Below are 17,295 nucleotides of genomic sequence, written 5' to 3' on the forward strand. Positions count from 1 at the left end.
ATTGAATTCAGAAATTTTGATTCGGTTATGAGAGAAAACTTAAATAACTCGTTCAATACCCCTTCAAGGATTTCATCGCGATCAAACTCAAGTAAAGAAAAATGATCGATGCGCCCAATTCAACCAAAGAAGCGAAAATGTCGAGCGCAAGTTGCGATGCACCACCCAAAGAATTGAACGAGAATATTTTCGGGAAATCTCCCAAAGCGGTTCGTATCAATACGAGTGAATCTCCGGTTGAGAATGCCTTCCACTCTTCTTCTTTTTCAAACTGAATCGTTTTTGGCTCTCCAAGATTTTCAGGATTCAGATATAATAATATGTACTCGACCTTTCGCTCGTCACCAACCAATTTTTTTCGAATTTGCTTATCGACAATCAGTGCCGTTACGGTTTTTTCTTCTCCAACCCACCCGCGAAGTTGAAGCGCTGAGAGAACTCGTGGAAATTGATAAAATCCTAAAAAATAGAGACAAATGACTGCTCCAAAGAGTGAAATGAGAAGCCCTTTGACCGCATGCTTCTTTTGTCCGAAATACAAGCCTAAAGATTTCAATTCTATTCAAAATTTATTGGCAAAAAGTGACTTTGAATCGCTCTAAAATACCTTATATTTGGGTCTTTAAATTTACCGGAAAGCCTTATTTCATTTGGGTTTAGCGTTTATTTGAAACACGCAATGACGGTAAATTCGAACCCGATTTTTTAAGCAACAATACTTTTTAGGAGAACGAATGGCAGAAAATACGCCAAATGATGCAGTTAATGAGAATCTTCCGCATTACGGTGCAGATAATATTCAAGTATTAAGTGGAATCGAACACGTCCGTAAAAGACCGGCAATGTACATTGGAGACATTGGGGTGCGAGGATTACACCACTTGGTTTATGAAATTGTCGATAACTCGGTCGATGAAGCACTTGCGGGCTACAACAATTTTATTGCCGTTTCAATCAATTCCGATGGTTCAATTTCAGTTGAAGATCGAGGTCGCGGAATCCCGACTGATTTGCATCCGAAAGAAAAGAAATCTGCGTTAGAACTTGTCATGACCGTTATCGGCGCGGGCGGCAAATTTGATAAAGATTCCTACAAGGTCTCCGGAGGGTTGCACGGCGTGGGTGCTTCGGTTGTTAATGCGCTTTCAGAATGGTGTGAAGTGGAAGTTCGCCGCGATGGGAAAATCTTTAAGCAACGCTATAAACGAGGCGTGCCCACTGGCCCTGTTGAGGAAATAGGCAAAATGAAGGATAAACAGACAGGCACACGAACCACTTTTATGCCTGATTCCGAGATTTTCAAAATTCGTGAATACCGTTACGATACAATCGCCGACCGGCTTCGGGAACTTGCCTATCTCAATAAAACGCTGACGATTACTATCTCAGATGAGCGCGATGGAAAATCTGACGAATTTCATTTCAAGGGCGGGATTGTGCAATTTGTAACTGATATGGATCAAAAAGCCGGACGACTTGCTCTCTTGAAAAAGATTCCAAACATTGAAGGAGAAAAAGACGGCACTTACGTTGATATCGCTTTCCAATACAACAACTCCTATCAAGAAAATGTGTATAGCTATGTCAATAACATCAATACACATGAAGGCGGAACTCACCTTACCGGATTTCGAAAGGCACTTACACGGACGCTGAATAATTACGCCACAAAAAATGATTTGCTCAAGCAAGTGAAGATTCCGCTTATCGGCGATGATTTCCGCGAAGGACTGACTGCCGTAGTATCGGTTAAAGTTCCTGAGCCGCAATTTGAAGGTCAAACCAAAACAAAGCTTGGCAACAGCGAAACACAAAGCATTGTTGAAACCATTCTCAATGAAGGCTTGGGTGAATTTATCGAGCAAAATCCCGGGGTTGCAAAGTTGATGATCGAAAAGGCTTCGAGCGCCGCGCAAGCACGAGAAGCCGCGCGAAAAGCCAAAGAACTCACTCGCCGCAAATCGACGCTTGATTCATTTTCTCTTCCGGGTAAACTTGCTGATTGCTCCATCAATGACCCGGAGCTCTGCGAGCTTTTTGTCGTTGAAGGCGATAGCGCCGGTGGCTCTGCCAAACAAGGCCGCGACCGTCGCTTTCAGGCTATTTTACCGCTCAAAGGAAAAATTCTTAATGTTGAGAAAGCCCGTTTAGCGAAGATGCTTGAAAACGAGGAAATCCGCACCATTATTACTGCATTAGGAACAGGAATCGGTGAAGGCGATTTTGATACCACAAAACTTCGTTACGGGAAAATCATCTTGATGACCGATGCCGATGTCGATGGCTCACATATTCGCACCTTGCTTTTGACTTTTCTTTTCAGGTACATGCGTGATCTGCTTGAAGGAGGACGGATTTACATTGCTCAACCGCCGCTTTACCTTGTCAAGGTTGGGAAAGATCAAAATTATGCTTGGGATGAAGAAGAGCGGAATGAAATTGTAAAGCGCTATGAAAGTAAAGGAAAAGAAAACATCAACATTCAACGCTACAAAGGTCTTGGAGAAATGAATCCGGCACAGCTTTGGGATACAACAATGGATCCTGAAAAGCGGACACTTCTAAAAGTCTCGATTGAAAGTGCAATGGAAGCTGATAAAGTGTTTTCAACTTTGATGGGCGATGAAGTTGAACCGAGAAGGCAATTTATTGAATCCAATGCACGGTATGTCCGCCGTTTGGACGTGTAGTTGTTTATTAATCATTGACAAAAAAACGCGGCAAAAGCCGCGTTTTTTTTGAGTTCAATTTTATTGAGTAGAATTGCCTTGATTGAGGTAATCGCTAGGTATTTCCAAGCCCTGCTTTCTAAAAAAGGTAAGTTGATCAAAGTAACCTCGCTGAAACACAATTTTTTCATTTTGAATCTTGAAAAATCCACAACCGCGAAGTCCATTGGGGTCGCGCCATTCTAAAATCGCCCAATCGCCACTTGGGTAAATCGCTTCTTTAATACAAACCATTTTCGCACGAGAGAATTCTATTTCAAACATTTCCCGAATAGCGGATATTCCAATAAGTGGCTGCATAACCACTTGATGGTTTATTGCGTTTTCATCATAGAGTTCCGTCAACGCATTCAGGTCAGCATGATTAAAATGCTGAATCCACTCCTCAACGACTTCAATCGGCGACTTCATTTACTGGACTACTTTGTTAGGGTTGTTTTTTTTTCTTTTTTGGGGGCGCTTTACTTTTCGGTGGTTTGTATTTATCGATTAAGGCAAGCGATAAATCCGCCCCGTCGTATCCGACTTTTTTCTTGAGTGCAAGAATTTTGTGAATAGTCGCGGCTAAATCGAGCGGTGTGGTATCAAATAAATGCTTTTTGGGTTTTACGCCAAAACCATAAAAGGCCATTGGCACAAATCGATCGTATTTTTGCAAGGTACCGTGGGTCGTTCCGGTTTGACCCTTAAAAAAGGAAAATGGCTTTAGTACAAAAAAGACATCCCCACTTCTGCTAGGATATAACGCGTTTTTGATAAAGAATCGACTTGAATCTGTACCGGTTTGCAATAGGTTGGGTTCATTGATTTCATCTCTTGAATAGGCCTCTTTGATGTAAGCGAATTGAAGCAAACCTTTTTTTACAGCATCGATTACTTTTTTTAGATCGTACTTTTGTGAGGTTATGACTTTATGGTTCAAATAAACATCGTTATTCATTACCTCCAAAATGACATTGGGAAATTCTTTATGCACCCTAAGTTTCAGTGAATCTTCAAAATCTTTTTGATTTAAACGCTCACCACCGCGCCATTTCGAATAATTTTGTTCTGGTAAAGGTGCCACTCCGTGATCAGAAGAAAGGGTTGCAAGATATCTTCCACGCCCAATGGTTTCGTCAAGAAATTGAAAGAGATCGGAAAGGTCTTTATCCAATCGAATCATCATGTCTTGAATTTCTCGGCTATTAGGGCCGAAGGTATGCCCACAAATGTCAAGTGACGAAAATGAAATCGCGAGGACATCGGTATGGTCTCTTTGGCCAAGCGATTCTTCTTCAATGACTACTTTCGCAAAATCTTTTGTGAAGGTATTTCCTATCGGGAAAAAGGCAAAGGCATCAAAGCGCTTGTTGCCACGTAGGCGTGGGTCTTTAAGCGTGGAGAGATCGCGAAGAACGTGTGGGAAGATTTCGGAGTCATCGCCGGGAATAACCCCTTCACCTTCGCCAAAATCAGCATCGAAATAATCTTCATCACGAAGCAAAGGCTCCCATTTTGAATTAAAATGAGATTCAGGAATTTTTCTTGCATTGAACGATTTCAGCCATTGAGGCGATTTAGCGTCCTTAAAGTAATAGGTACTTGAAACCCACTTTCCTGTTTCGTCATCAAACCAAAACGCAGCATTGGCCTGTTTTCCCGCGGGTAGTATCGCCGCTCGATTTTTCAACGCAATTCCTATGACACGCGACTTGGGTCGCTCTGCTTTCAAGTATGAAAAAACATTTTCAACTTGAGCATTTTTTGGAGACATTTTACCCTGATTCTTTTTGGAATCGATTTCTACACCGCTCACCGTTGAATCACTTACACAATACACTTGTTTGGCCGAATTCACATCAAACCAATCATTACCAATAATACCGTGTTTTGAAGGAAAGACCCCCGAATAAATCGACTGGTGACCTACTGCTGTTAATGTTGCGATAAATGGATAATGGGTTGATTTGAACCAAGCCCCTTTATTCATGAAGCGCTTGAAGCCTGCTTTATCGGGATCTTTGGATTTTGGTGATGAGGGTTCAATAAAAAACTTTGCGTAGCGATCAAGGTAATCGCCCCGAAGTTGATCAACGGTAATCGAGACAATCAGCTTCGGATATCTTATTACTTCTGACTTTTTGGGTTTTTGCTTTTTTTGAGAATAGCCTGAAACCTGAAAAATGGTGAAGAATGTGATAAATAAGATAAAATACTTAAAGATCATTCTAATTTCTATGCGTTACGAGTCTTATTCTTAACCTTATGAGGAAGTTAAACACACCTTGATTTAAGATTTCAAATGTACTTCAATTGTGGAAAGCATTCAAATTAAATGTGACTGAATGTTCAATCATTCGATCAAGGCAGGAGCGCTTTAGTTTTTCCAAAATGGAATATAGTACTCTCGTCCATTGGTATTTCGACGAATATAAAGGAGATTATTCCCACGAAGCGAATCATGCAAGGGAATATAAGTGACTATTCCTGCGATTTCACGGTCGCCCCGAATTTGAGAGTAGAAGGTTAAGTTTAATAAGGGAGAATCATTTAATCGAATATCATAAAGGCTTTGAAGTGCTTTTATTGCTGCTTTACGGTTTTCAGATGTGGTCGTATCTATTCTTCCGATCATTATCCCTTCAGGGTTAAATGTTTTTATGTCTGGAAATCGCATTCGCAGTGAATCGTTATCAATTGAGCGGTAAGGTATAAATAGCCTTATGGCATTATCAGAAATAATATCCGATTGAATTGAAGGTGAAAGTGCGGTTTCATCGCGGGCATGCATATTTTCATAGTAATTTATTGTAGCACCAACATCAGAGGCGCTTGAGGGAAGAAAAATTGTTTTATCGATTCTAATGGACTCCAGATACACTAAAGGGGATACCGCCAAAATAATTGAATACAGAAATATAACAGCCATTAATTTTTTATAAGTCAGGGCGGCGGTAAATGTCAGTACAAATGGCCGAAATACTCGACTTAATGTAATCAAAGAAAAGAAATCATTGATTACGAAAATAATTTTTTCTAAGGTTTGATTATCATTCCAATGAAGAAATTTCTCTTTTTTCAGAAGATAATCAGTAAAATTAATGAGCACTGCAAATGAAATGAAAAACAACCCAACAATTAATGTGAAGATTGACCCTTTTGAAGCCACACTTGAAGATATACCACCGATAATGCTTCCAAAACCGGCTGTAATTAAAATCAAAAATGTAATACTGAATATCACACTACAAAAACGATCTATTTTCGCAATAAATACATCAAGTGAAGGGACTCTTAACTCCGCATATCGGTGAAAAAGTGGACTTTGATTCAATTGCTTCCAGTTATTTGCTTCGGGATATGCAGCACGAAGGCTAATCATCCCGACCCAAAGCCCCCTTGCTGTTAAATGTATTAGAAGGTTACCAATTACAATGCATGAAAGTGACCATCCTAAAATGGTGATAATTAATAAAGGCGAGCGTGGGTCTTCAATGAGAGTTCGAATAATTTTTTCATCAAGAATTGCAGGTACGCGAAAGAGGGCCAAAAGGGAAATCCCTGAAATTAATAATTCAAGATTCCAAGATTGACGAATGAGATCTGTTCTTATTTCATTTGATTTTTGAGAATCTTGATCACTTTGATGAATCATTCATCAATTTTACCTGATTAATAATTAAGGAAGAACAAGGAAATTCTTATTGGAGGGAAAGAAAAAAAACCAAACCAAACTTAAAATAAAAAGTGCCCTTGTAACGGGCACTTTTTTCAAAAAATAATTACATTTGAGGCTGTGATTCAACAACCGGTGCAGCTGCTGGTTCAACAGGTGCTTCAACAGACTTGCGTGGACGTCCTCGACGCTTGCCTGTTCCACCTTCTACTTTTGCTGGACGGCCGGGTTTTCTTTTTCCGGGAGCTAATTTTGTGCCCGGTTTACGACCTCGTTTTTTTCCGGTTGGTGCAGGTACTGCTGGTTCTGGAGCCGGCGAACCCGGAACAACTAAGTTCAAGCGGCGGAAAACGTATTCTACAACTGCGTTTCGAGATTGTGGGTTTAAATTTTCAAGCACGTTTGAAAGCGTTTTAATTGCTTCTGCTTCTAATTCAATGCTATGATTAGCCATTTATTGTATGTTTGATTATTTATGAAATAACAGTATTGTTCCTAAATATAAAACATTTGGAAACCCCAAATGAAATAATTGAACTAAAATAAAAATAAATTTCAATTTCCAAATAATTATTTTTTTAGAACAATTGATTATCTCATATAGTATTTCAATGGATTTAAGCGGCAAGGGCATTCTTCAGCAATGAGGATGTTTTTAGAAATAAGCCCTTTATCCCTCACTTCATATAATTTGGGAACAACTTTATCACGAAGTTGAAGCGGTGTAATAGGATTAATATAAATATTTGTATTTCCTTCAAAACCGGCAGGTGTGTTTACTCGCCATTTTATTTGAACTGCCCACGGCATATTATACACTGAATCTATTGGTGTGTAATACCATTCTTCGTTACAAGAAATATGACTTCCCATTGCAGCATGACAAGCATGTACCATATCACTCATATCTCTCAATTCAGCCTCCGAGTGTTCTTGAGGCCTTGCGTGAATTGATTTTGAATAAATGGCTAATGTAGGAAATCGATTTCCTATTGCTGTAAATGCAATTGCATGTTCATTTTCAGCAAATACTAAATTATAATGAATCGCTAAATTGGGGCCATATTCGTTAAAAATATTTGGGTTATTTCGTAGCATCTGGGTTTGCGATTCAATCATCATCGACCAGCTATCAAGCCCAACGAGTTGTTTGTGTAAATGATCAAAAGAAGCCCCCGCGGGTTTTAACCAATTTTGAAATACACTCACATAACGCACATATCGATTATTGGTATAAATATCTTTCAAAGCTTGAACAGTGCTTCGAAAATATTCATAGTGCTCGTCGGTTGTCATTTCTCCCGAGCTAAATAAATGTGATTCGTTGGTGGCACTTTCACGAAAATGTCTTGACGCAATGATGAGTTCATGACTTCCTCCAAAAAATGCATCCGCCAACGAAAGCTTATCATCTATTGAAGTTAATTTTATTTCTTCTGCCGATTTACCAGATTTTGACAGTTTATAATCAATAACTTTCAAAACATGCTTTAATCCATCCGCTTCGCTGAGATATCTCTCTTTCCACTCGAGTTGCGATTTCGTCATCCTAAAATTGTAATTCTTTCTCCAATAATCGAGTGAAAGAATTTCAAATAGGTTTGGTGTGCGTCGAAATTCTGCTTTTGAATTAAAATACTCTGAGGCTGTAATTCCTTGTAAGTGTTGGTATTTTCCGCCAACTAAAACAGAGCGCATTTTTTCAGGTGGGGTTTCAAAATATCGGCTCTCACAAAATGAACAGATATCTTCTTTTTCCTTCTTAAAGACAGGAGGAAAAAAACTCACACTATCTTGGTCAAGCGGTTTATTGCCTCTTCCCGGAATTGCCCAAACCTCTGTTCCTGTAAATGGGTTGATTTGCTTAACAGTGCCATCAGGCATATGGGTGTAATACACATCATACCTCATCATCGGTAAATTCCCAACCGATTCTTCGAGGTAATTCTTACGAGACGGTGTAAGCATTACTTGTGTGTGTTTATGAAAAGTCTGACTTTATAGTTCCCTAAATCAAATGTGCGGCTAATGTTAAAGTCATTCTATACTATGGTTTGAAATATAACACTTTGAAAAACCACACACCGCATAAAAAAGCAAAAAGTGTTAGGATGAAAAGGACGATTTCGCCAATTTGAACGCCTCTTTCAATAACGGAAATCGTTGGATTCATCGGGTTTATAAATGCCATAACGGTTGACTTTCCTTCACACTTCTTTGTTAATTTTAAAGCATCTTCTTCAAAAAAAACTTCATCCGTTAGCCGAATTTGATCACTCACAAAAGTTTTCCCATCAAACTGAAAATTATATTCCATCACAATTTTATACTTGCCTGCGCTTTTACCTTTTAATGCGATTGCTTCAAACCGCTGAATGTTCGCTTTTCGCTCAACCCAATTTTTAGAATCAATGCCGTAATAAATATTTACTCCGGCTCCCATCATTCCGATTATCCCAATAACCACCAAGATCGAACCTGAAACAGTAAGGGTAATCAATTGCAAACGACTTAGTTGATGCCCAAAAACCCAATAAGTTGTGCCACGAAATATCCAATTTTGTGAATTCATCTTCTATAATTGACCAATCAACTTTAGAAATTCATCTTCACTTAACACCTTAACCCCAAGCGATTTCGCCTTTTCCAATTTTGAACCGGCTTCTGAACCCGCAACAACGAAATCTGTTTTCTTACTCACAGAACCCGACACTTTTCCACCTCTTTCCATTACGAAATCAGAAGCTTCTTCGCGCTTTAGCTTTTCAAGCGTACCTGTGAAAACAAAAGATTTTCCTTTTACTGCTAAATTTTCAATCACCTTTGCGGCTTTGCCTTCAAAAGCCACGCCTGCATTTTTTAATTTGGATAAAATGATTTCCGTAGGACGTTTCCTAAAATATTCTGTTATTGATTGAGCAATTGTTTCACCAATTTCCCCGGTTTCTAAAAGCTCCTCAACGGTTGCTGATCGAAGTTTATCAATTGAAGGAAACTTCAACGATAAGATGCGTGCAGTTGCTGAACCAACATGACGGATTCCCAACGCAAAGATAAGGCGATCGAGTGGGCGCGATTTGCAGCTTTCAAGAGCATCTAATAAATTTTGTGCAGACTTATCCCCAAAGCGTTCAAGTTGTGATAAGCTTGATTTTTCAAGAAAGAATAAATCACCTGCATCTTGAATTAATCCTTCATTGAATAATTGATCGATAATGGCTTCGCCCAAAGAACCAATGTCCATCGCATTGCGTGAGGCAAAATGAATAATTCGTCCTTTTCGTTGATCGGGGCATCCTTCTTCATTGGGGCAGTAATAATTCACTTCGTTTTCAGGTTTTAAAAGCGGTGTTCCACATGAAGGACAATTTGATGGCGGCTTTATTGGCAAATTCGAGACCCTCAGTTCAGGAATCACGCGAAGCACTTTGGGAATTACGTCACCGGATTTCTCTAATTCTACCGTATCCCCTTGACAAAGACCCAAACGCTCAATTTCATCAAAGTTGTGCAAAGTTGAACGTGAAATTACAGAGCCTGCAAGAGGAACAGGTTCAAGTTCAGCAACCGGTGTTATTGCTCCGGTCCTACCAACTTGAAATGAAACGGCTTTTAATTTTGTCTCTGCACGCCGTGCTGAAAACTTATACGCGATTGCCCACCGAGGCGATTTGGAAGTTTCACCAAGTAATTTTCGGTGTTGGATATGATTGACTTTAAGGACTGCCCCATCGATTTCAAATGGAAGGGAATCTCGACGCGTTTCCCAAGTCTCTAAAAATTTTGTGATTTCATTTAGACTTGACGCGACTTCCCGAGCAGAATAAACATTAAACCCTAAGTCGGAGAGTAACTTCAAACGTTCTGCATGAGATAAGGAATCCGGCAACGATTTGCTTTCAAGGTGATAGGCAAAAAAGGTGAGTTTGCGTTTGGAAACTTCTTTTGAATCTTGTTGCTTGAGCGTTCCGGCGGTTGCGTTTCTCGGATTCGCGAAGATTTTTTCTTCTGCTTCCTCGCGCTCGCGGTTCATTGTTTCAAAATCTGCTTTCAGCATCAAGGCTTCGCCTCTCACTTCAAAATCATTTTTAAATTCATTCATCCAAATGGCGTGATTCCACTTTTCATCGATAGTGGTTAATTTTGAAAAATTTGTACGAAGTGGAATCGTAGGAATGGTTTTAAGATTTTCAGTAATATCATCGCCTTCTGTTCCATCGCCACGCGTTGCGCCTTGAGTGAATCGGCCATTTTCATATAAAAGGCTGATAGCAATTCCGTCAAATTTTAATTCGCATACCATTTCAAAGGTGGAAATCCCTTCAACCGAAAGCCCCTTTTCAACCCGCTCATAAAAGTCACGAAGTTCTTCTAAGGAATAGGTATTTGATAAAGACATCATTCGCTCACGATGCCGAACGACGGGAAAGTTTTTTGTAACCACCCCACCAACACGTTGAGATGGGCTATCGGGGGTTTTGAGATTCGGGAAAACGGATTCAATTTCTATGAGGCGTTCAAGCTTTTTATCAAATTCAAAGTCGGAGATTGTAGGGTCTGCTAAAACATAGTAGCGGTAATTATGTTCATGCAGTTCTTCACGAAGCTTCTCGGCTTCAGCCTTTGCTGCAGATTCAGTCATAAAATCAGAATTTAAGTGTGACTCCAAAGTTGGTAGAAGTGATGAACAGGTCCGTGACCATTTTCAGATTTGCCGAGTTTCATCATCGATCCTGCTTCTATTGCACCGGAGAGATACTTAGAAGCATTGCGTACGGCTTCAGTAAGAGACATACCTTTCGCAAGATACGCGGCAATTGCAGATGAAAGCGTGCAACCCGTACCGTGTGTATTCGGAGTGGTTAAACGAACGCTCTTTATCCAAATCATTTCCTTTTCATCATTGATCAAGCAATCGTGAATCTCACCATTTATGCTATTTCGATGACCACCTTTCAAAAGCACGGCATTCGCTCCAAAGTTGCATAAAGCTTGGGCAGATTCCTCGAGTTGAGCATTGCTAGATTCTGCCGTCAAAGAAGCATCTTCAAGTAAAATGGCTGCTTCCGGTAAATTAGGCGTAAGTATGGTTGACATTGGAATTAAGCGTGATTTCAAGGTGTGAATGGCTTCATCGCGCAATAACTTATCTCCGCTTTTGGCCACCATCACGGGGTCGAGTACAACGAAACGAGGTTTATATTCTTCAAGTGCATTGGCAACGGTTTCAATCACCTCAGGCGTCGAAAGCATTCCTATTTTCACGGCATCGGCACCGATATCTGAAAAAACCGCATCCAATTGCGATTTGATGAATGAAGGCGGCAAATCGTGTATCGCGGTAACGGCGATCGTGTTTTGAGCAGTGAGCGCGGTGAGCACGCTCATCCCATAGCAGCCAAGGGCAGAAAATGTTTTTATGTCTGCTTGAATACCAGCACCACCGCCACTATCGCTACCGGCGATGGTTAAAAGTTTTTTATAGATCATTGTGTGTTGTTCAATTGAAAGGAACCGATTTTTTACCGCTCAAATTTATTTCCGCCCACGCTTGACATAATCTTTCCGATCATATCGGAGTATGTTCGGGAGGCCTCCAACTCGTCTTTCCCGACCATTGAATGTTGGTAAAGTCCTTCCAAAATAAATTCCATTCCCGTAGCTAATTCGTCTTTGGTACGAGGCTTCAAGGTTGATTCCGTCACTTCTTTCAACCCTTTCACCTTTGAAAGTGCCGCGGCATAATCGTCAAACTTCATATCGTTGTAGATGTCAATCGTATTGCCTTGTGCAAACCAATTGGTGATGGAATGATACGCATTTTGACCTTGGACTTTTTTATTCGGGTCAGGACAATATTTTTTAAAGACTTGCAACACGGCTTTTCCAACGAGCATTTTAGCCACATTAATTGCGCCTTCTTGTTCACCTTCATAAACCAACTCAATTTTCCCAGTAATTGCAGGAATTGTTTGAAATAAGTCCGAAATTCGCGTTAATGTTGTGGCTTCTTCATTTAATATTGCCCGGCGCTCGGCATTGCTGACAAGATTTTCCATAGCGCTGATGGTAAGCCGTGCAGAGACACCGGATTTTTGATCAATGTACTCGCTCTTGCGTGCTTCAAAAGCAATATGCTCAATTAATTCACGGAAGTAATAAGGCACCTCAATTTTAACGCTTGGCCTTGAAGTCCACGATTCTTTCATCGTGATATCGATGCCGGATTCAATGGTTCTTGGGTAATGGGTGATGATTTGAGAATCGATACGGTCTTTCAAAGGGGTGATAATATTGCCGCGATTGGTATAATCTTCAGGATTGGCGGAAAAGATGATAAAAATATCCAGAGGAATTCGAACTTGAAATCCTCTAATTTGAATATCCTTTTCTTGCATGATGTTCAGTAAACCAACTTGAATTCGGGGTTGAAGGTCAGGTAATTCATTGATGGCAAAAATTCCACGGTTGGTTCGCGGAATAATTCCGTAGTGAATTACATTTTCATCGGCATAACTCAGGCGCTGTGTCGCAGCTTTAATCGGGTCGATATCGCCAATTAAGTCGGCGATTGTCACGTCAGGTGTGGCAAGTTTTTCACTATAGCGCTGCTCCCTTGGAATCCAAGCAATTTCAGTTTCATCACCTTCATGTAAAACGCGTTCGCGTGCAAATTTTGAAAGTGGATTGAAGGGACTGTCATTAATTTCTGACCCTTTAACAATTGGAATGACCTCGTCTAAGAGATTAGTCATCATCCGAATGAGCTTTGTTTTTGCTTGACCGCGAAGCCCAAGCAAAATGATATCATGACGCGATAGCAAGGCATTTTGAAGTTGCGGAATGACTGTACGTTCATAACCGACAATTCCGGGAAAAATTTCTTGACCCGACTTTAACTTTGCAATCAAGTTAGAGCGGATCTCTTCTTTCACCGAACGTGTTTTGTAGCCAGAGGCTTTCAATTCACCGAGTGTTCGGATTTTTTGATATTCCATAAGTTTAATTTTGTGTTCTTGAATAGAGAAATTGATGAGTTTTTCCAATCGCTTTAAGTTTTTAATCGGCGCTTTGAAATTTCGCGCACAATATCGGCGGCGACTTCAAGTGCCTTTTTTCCGTCTGTTGAACCAACGCGAATTGGCTTTTGATAAAGAATTGACTCGATAAAACTTTCCTGCTCCGCTTTTAATGCATTGATTTTAGGTGCTTCAAGAGAAAAATACTCGATTGTATTTCCTTTTAGAACATCTTCAACCTCTCCAAACATCGTGAGTATTTTTTCCGTTGCAAATTCCTTTAAACTCCGTTTTCTTTCTTTTGTCTCAGCAATCGGGACAATTTTAAAGATTTCAGATTTACCCGAAGTAAGATCAAGCGAGGCATAAGCATTTGGGTTTTTACAAAATAGCCTCATCTTTCGAACCTTTGCACGGCTAATTCTACTTGACGTTACTGTAGCGACAGCGCCATTCTGAAACTCCAATCGCGCATTGGCGATATCCCATTCATCTGAAAAGACAGAAGCTCCCGTTGCTGAAACAGATGTCACAGGTGACTGGATGATTGACAAAATCAAATCAATGTCATGAATCATTAAATCGAGCACTACCGAAACATCGGTCGCTCGTTTTGTGAAGCCAGCCAACCTTTCCGCCGTTATAAATACGGGCTCTCCAAGATGCGGTTCTGCGGCAACCAGTGCCGGATTAAACCGCTCAATATGACCCACTTGAATTTTTGCACTGTGTTCTGTTTCCAAACGAATAAGTTGCTCAGCCTCTTCAGGTGTAGCGGTTATCGGCTTTTCGATAAAAAGATGTTTTCCTTTTTTTAAGAGAGAAAGAGACACTTGAAAATGAAAACTTGTTGGCGTAGCAATAATGAGCGCATCGCATTCTTCCGAAAGATGTTCAATATTCTCAAAGGCTTTCGTATTATGCTTTTTCGCGACCGCTTTTAGGCGTTCCCGATTCTCATCAAAAACACCACTGAATATCATATCCTTTCTTTCGAGGGCAAGTTCCGCCAAAAGTTTAGAATGAAGTTCTCCAAGTTTCCCAACGCCTACAACGCCCACTCGGACGCTTTTCCCAAATTCTAAATTCATTTTAATGTCCGTTCCAAACGGGTTTTCGCTTTTCGATAAAAGCCTTCATTCCTTCGCGCATATCAGAAGTTGAAAAGAGAATTGAAAATAGCCGACGCTCTAATTCGATGCCTGAATGAATAAATGTACGATCAGAATTATGGACTGCCTCTTTTGCCATCCGTACTGCAAGCGGCGCTTTTGAAGCAATTTCAGCAGTTAATTTTTTTGCATCATCCAAGTAGGAAGATTGAGGATAAACATGATTAATCAGACCCATTCCATAAGCATCGGCAGCCGTTATTTGTTTGCCGGTAAGAATTAATTCCATCGCCTTTTTGGTGCCCACAATTCTCGAAAGCCGCTGGGTTCCGCCTGCGCCGGGAATCACGCCGATATTTACTTCGGGAAAACCAAATTTTGCTGTTTCGGATGCAACGAGAATATCACAAGCAAGTGCCAATTCAAACCCGCCGCCTAAAGCATACCCCGAAACTGCAGCTATCGTTGGTTTATGAATCGCAGCGACTGCATCCCACATTTCCAAATACCCTTTTGAAAGCATTTCCATCGGAGTTGCTTCCACCATTTCTTTAATGTCTGCCCCAGCAGCGAAGGCTTTTTCGGAACCCGAAATTAGAATAGCGCGAACAGCAGGATTTTGATCAAAGGTTGCAAGCGCATGATTCAACTCGGTCATCAGTTGGAAATTCAACGCATTCAGGGCTTCCGGCCGATTTAAGGTAATACTTGCCACATAAGTGGTTTCATCAATCGAAGTTAAAATACACTGATATGTCATCGTTTTTTGGATTCTTTTGAATGGTGATAAAAAATCAAAATTCAATTTTGATTAAAGTTCTTTCAATTGGTTCTAAAGACTTTAATAATACTTGATTTTTTCGGATGTGCCTTAGAAATTTTCTCTAAAAAACGGGTTAAGGTGAAATGGGTGTTTACACAGTGTCTAACGATTCGTAATTAAGATTAAACAAACTGATTTAACTGTCTAACCAATAAATGTTTTTACCAATGACTCAAAATTTTTCATTCAAAAAAATTACGGGAGAAGAAACATCACTCTCGAACTACTCGGGTAAGGCCGTGTTGATTGTGAATGTCGCATCGAAGTGCGGTTATACGCCTCAATACACCGGATTAGAAAAACTTCATGAAACATTTTCAGAAAAGGGACTTGCTGTTGTCGGATTTCCCTGCAATCAATTTGGAGCGCAAGAGCCCGGAAGTGAAGAAGAGATTCAACGCTTTTGTACGAGTAACTACGGCGTTCAATTTGATATGATGTCGAAAATTGATGTGAAGGGTAGTGGTGCCCACCCGCTTTATCAATGGCTTACCTCGAACGCAGAACCGAAAGGGGATGTGAAATGGAACTTCGAAAAGTTTTTATTAGATAAAAAGGGAAATATTGTAGGTCGATTTGAAAGCGGTGTTGCTCCTGAATCGGAAAAGTTGATAAGAGCGATTGAATCTGCTCTTGCCTAATCACTAAGATTCTTTAAAGACAAAAGCCCCAATTGGGGCTTTTGTCGTAAAGATCCAAGGGTATCTTATTTTGCAAGGACTTCTACTTTTTCATCTTGAAGCGGATTGCCGTTGATTCGGTAATAAGTTTTTAGAGGAAGGCTATAAATCTTGATGAATCCTTCGCTGGCCTTATGATCAAAAGTATCTTCTTCGGTGTAAGTGGCGAGACTTAAATCATAAAGCGAGTTTTTCGAATAGCGCCCGGCAATTTCCACATTTCCTTTATAAAGTTTAACCGTTACACTGCCGTTAACTACTTTTTGTGTTTCATTCATAAAAGCAGAAAGTGCAAAGCGCAAGGGTGAAAACCACAGTCCGTTATAGATTAAATCGGCAAAGTCGTGAGCGAGTTTCAGTTTGTAATGCATTGTGTCTTTATCGAGTGTGAGTCTTTCCAATTCGCGATGCGCAAAGTGAAGAATCGTAGCTGCGGGTGCTTCATAGATTTCTCTTGACTTAATCCCCACCAATCGATTTTCCACAAGATCAAGACGGCCAATTGCATTTGCACCACCAATCGAATTTAGGCGATCGATGAGCACCACTGGGCTGAGCTTTTCACCATTCAATGAAATCGGAATACCGCCTTCAAAATCAACGGTTACATATTCAGCTTTATCGGGCGCGTTTTCTGGCGAAACAGTTCGCTGATAAGCTTCAGCCGGTGCTGTTACGCGCGGATCTTCAAGCACACCGCACTCAATGCTTGTTCCCCACATATTTTCATCAATCGAAAATGGATTTTCTTTTGTGGCTTTCACAGGTATATTATGCTTCTGAGCATAAGCAATTTCTTCTTCCCTTGATCGAAATTCCCAATCACGAAGCGGGGCAATAACTTTTACATCAGGAGCAAGTGCCGCAAGTGCTGCTTCAAACCTTACTTGGTCGTTTCCCTTTCCTGTACATCCGTGGGCAACCATATCACATCCTTCTGCAAGTGCCACTTGTGCTAACCCTTTTGCGAGTAACGGTCTCCCTAATGATGTGGCCATCGGATAGGTATGTTCATATAGTGCACCGGCTTTGAGGGTAGGGAAAATAAAATCTGTTGCAAATTCATCTTGAAGGTTAAGCATAAAAGCTTTTTTTGCGCCAGTCTTATAGGCCTTTTCCTCTACGCCTATCAATTCCTTTTTTTGCCCAAGGTCCCCTGTTACGGTAATGATATCGGCATCATATTTTTCTTGCAACCACTTGACCATTACGGAAGTATCAAGACCACCCGAGTAGGCGACGGCGATTTTATGCTTTTTCATAGTTTCTGTATT

General features: G+C 40.5%; 15 protein-coding genes. 2 read left to right on the plus strand and 13 right to left on the minus strand.

What is annotated here, in order from left to right:
* Positions 1-52 precede the first annotated feature (52 nt).
* Positions 53-556, minus strand: a complete 504-nt coding sequence (locus tag SFU91_01165; protein ID MDX2127625.1) for a hypothetical protein — start codon at positions 554-556, stop codon at positions 53-55.
* 178 nt (positions 557-734) lie between these two features.
* On the opposite strand from SFU91_01165, the gene gyrB reads away from it, so the two are divergent.
* Positions 735-2,690, plus strand: coding sequence for a DNA topoisomerase (ATP-hydrolyzing) subunit B (gyrB, locus tag SFU91_01170; GenBank protein MDX2127626.1), 1,956 nt, complete (start codon positions 735-737; stop codon positions 2,688-2,690).
* Positions 2,691-2,750: 60 nt separating this feature from the next.
* On the opposite strand, the gene SFU91_01175 is transcribed toward gyrB, so the two are convergent.
* The 11 genes from SFU91_01175 to SFU91_01225 all read right to left on the minus strand — a co-directional run bounded on the left by SFU91_01175 (position 2,751) and on the right by SFU91_01225 (position 15,278).
* Positions 2,751-3,140: a nuclear transport factor 2 family protein gene (locus SFU91_01175; GenBank protein ID MDX2127627.1), complete on the minus strand. Its 390-nt coding sequence runs from the start codon at positions 3,138-3,140 to the stop codon at positions 2,751-2,753.
* A gap of 16 nt (positions 3,141-3,156) precedes the next feature.
* Positions 3,157-4,938, minus strand: coding sequence for an alkaline phosphatase family protein (locus SFU91_01180; GenBank protein MDX2127628.1), 1,782 nt, complete (start codon positions 4,936-4,938; stop codon positions 3,157-3,159).
* Positions 4,939-5,088: 150 nt separating this feature from the next.
* On the minus strand, positions 5,089-6,366 hold the full coding sequence (locus SFU91_01185) for a hypothetical protein (protein MDX2127629.1): 1,278 nt from the start codon (positions 6,364-6,366) through the stop codon (positions 5,089-5,091).
* A 127-nt stretch (positions 6,367-6,493) separates the two neighbouring features.
* Complete coding sequence (locus SFU91_01190) at positions 6,494-6,841, minus strand: hypothetical protein (GenBank protein ID MDX2127630.1); 348 nt, start codon at positions 6,839-6,841, stop codon at positions 6,494-6,496.
* Positions 6,842-6,978: 137 nt separating this feature from the next.
* Positions 6,979-8,355 (minus strand): DUF4921 family protein, encoded by a 1,377-nt coding sequence (locus SFU91_01195; protein ID MDX2127631.1) that lies wholly within the window; start codon positions 8,353-8,355, stop codon positions 6,979-6,981.
* A 79-nt stretch (positions 8,356-8,434) separates the two neighbouring features.
* Complete coding sequence (locus tag SFU91_01200) at positions 8,435-8,959, minus strand: DUF3592 domain-containing protein (GenBank protein ID MDX2127632.1); 525 nt, start codon at positions 8,957-8,959, stop codon at positions 8,435-8,437.
* 3 nt (positions 8,960-8,962) lie between these two features.
* Entirely contained in the window at positions 8,963-11,029 is a 2,067-nt protein-coding gene (gene ligA, locus SFU91_01205; GenBank protein MDX2127633.1) for an NAD-dependent DNA ligase LigA, read from the minus strand.
* 11 nt (positions 11,030-11,040) lie between these two features.
* Entirely contained in the window at positions 11,041-11,877 is an 837-nt protein-coding gene (gene thiD, locus SFU91_01210) for a bifunctional hydroxymethylpyrimidine kinase/phosphomethylpyrimidine kinase (GenBank protein MDX2127634.1), read from the minus strand.
* A 32-nt stretch (positions 11,878-11,909) separates the two neighbouring features.
* Positions 11,910-13,385: a sigma 54-interacting transcriptional regulator gene (locus SFU91_01215; protein ID MDX2127635.1), complete on the minus strand. Its 1,476-nt coding sequence runs from the start codon at positions 13,383-13,385 to the stop codon at positions 11,910-11,912.
* Between the two features lie 53 nt (positions 13,386-13,438).
* Positions 13,439-14,497 (minus strand): Gfo/Idh/MocA family oxidoreductase, encoded by a 1,059-nt coding sequence (locus tag SFU91_01220; GenBank protein ID MDX2127636.1) that lies wholly within the window; start codon positions 14,495-14,497, stop codon positions 13,439-13,441.
* A 1-nt stretch (position 14,498) separates the two neighbouring features.
* Complete coding sequence (locus SFU91_01225) at positions 14,499-15,278, minus strand: enoyl-CoA hydratase-related protein (GenBank protein MDX2127637.1); 780 nt, start codon at positions 15,276-15,278, stop codon at positions 14,499-14,501.
* A gap of 230 nt (positions 15,279-15,508) precedes the next feature.
* Here SFU91_01225 and SFU91_01230 point away from each other — a divergent pair, with 230 nt between their 5' ends.
* Positions 15,509-15,982 (plus strand): glutathione peroxidase, encoded by a 474-nt coding sequence (locus tag SFU91_01230; protein MDX2127638.1) that lies wholly within the window; start codon positions 15,509-15,511, stop codon positions 15,980-15,982.
* Between the two features lie 65 nt (positions 15,983-16,047).
* Here SFU91_01230 and SFU91_01235 read toward each other — a convergent pair whose 3' ends face one another.
* Positions 16,048-17,283 carry an argininosuccinate synthase gene (locus SFU91_01235; GenBank protein MDX2127639.1) on the minus strand — a complete coding sequence of 412 codons (1,236 nt, stop codon included), beginning with the start codon at positions 17,281-17,283 and terminating at the stop codon, positions 16,048-16,050.
* Positions 17,284-17,295: the final 12 nt, after the last annotated feature.

This window comes from Chloroherpetonaceae bacterium (assembly GCA_033763895.1).
Taxonomy (GTDB): Bacteria; Bacteroidota; Chlorobiia; order Chlorobiales; family Thermochlorobacteraceae; genus JANRJQ01.

Bases quoted from the DNA above. Each gene is read 5' to 3' on its own strand.
- SFU91_01230 (MDX2127638.1), top strand. From the start codon at position 15,509: ATGACTCAAAATTTTTCATTCAAAAAAATTACGGGAGAAGAAACATCA.
- gyrB (MDX2127626.1), top strand. From the start codon at position 735: ATGGCAGAAAATACGCCAAATGATGCAGTTAATGAGAATCTTCCGCAT.
- SFU91_01200 (MDX2127632.1), bottom strand. From the start codon at position 8,959: ATGAATTCACAAAATTGGATATTTCGTGGCACAACTTATTGGGTTTTT.
- thiD (MDX2127634.1), bottom strand. From the start codon at position 11,877: ATGATCTATAAAAAACTTTTAACCATCGCCGGTAGCGATAGTGGCGGT.
- SFU91_01195 (MDX2127631.1), bottom strand. From the start codon at position 8,355: ATGCTTACACCGTCTCGTAAGAATTACCTCGAAGAATCGGTTGGGAAT.
- SFU91_01185 (MDX2127629.1), bottom strand. From the start codon at position 6,366: ATGATTCATCAAAGTGATCAAGATTCTCAAAAATCAAATGAAATAAGA.
- SFU91_01175 (MDX2127627.1), bottom strand. From the start codon at position 3,140: ATGAAGTCGCCGATTGAAGTCGTTGAGGAGTGGATTCAGCATTTTAAT.
- SFU91_01220 (MDX2127636.1), bottom strand. From the start codon at position 14,497: ATGAATTTAGAATTTGGGAAAAGCGTCCGAGTGGGCGTTGTAGGCGTT.
- SFU91_01180 (MDX2127628.1), bottom strand. From the start codon at position 4,938: ATGATCTTTAAGTATTTTATCTTATTTATCACATTCTTCACCATTTTT.
- SFU91_01190 (MDX2127630.1), bottom strand. From the start codon at position 6,841: ATGGCTAATCATAGCATTGAATTAGAAGCAGAAGCAATTAAAACGCTT.
- SFU91_01225 (MDX2127637.1), bottom strand. From the start codon at position 15,278: ATGACATATCAGTGTATTTTAACTTCGATTGATGAAACCACTTATGTG.
- SFU91_01215 (MDX2127635.1), bottom strand. From the start codon at position 13,385: ATGGAATATCAAAAAATCCGAACACTCGGTGAATTGAAAGCCTCTGGC.
- SFU91_01235 (MDX2127639.1), bottom strand. From the start codon at position 17,283: ATGAAAAAGCATAAAATCGCCGTCGCCTACTCGGGTGGTCTTGATACT.
- ligA (MDX2127633.1), bottom strand. From the start codon at position 11,029: ATGACTGAATCTGCAGCAAAGGCTGAAGCCGAGAAGCTTCGTGAAGAA.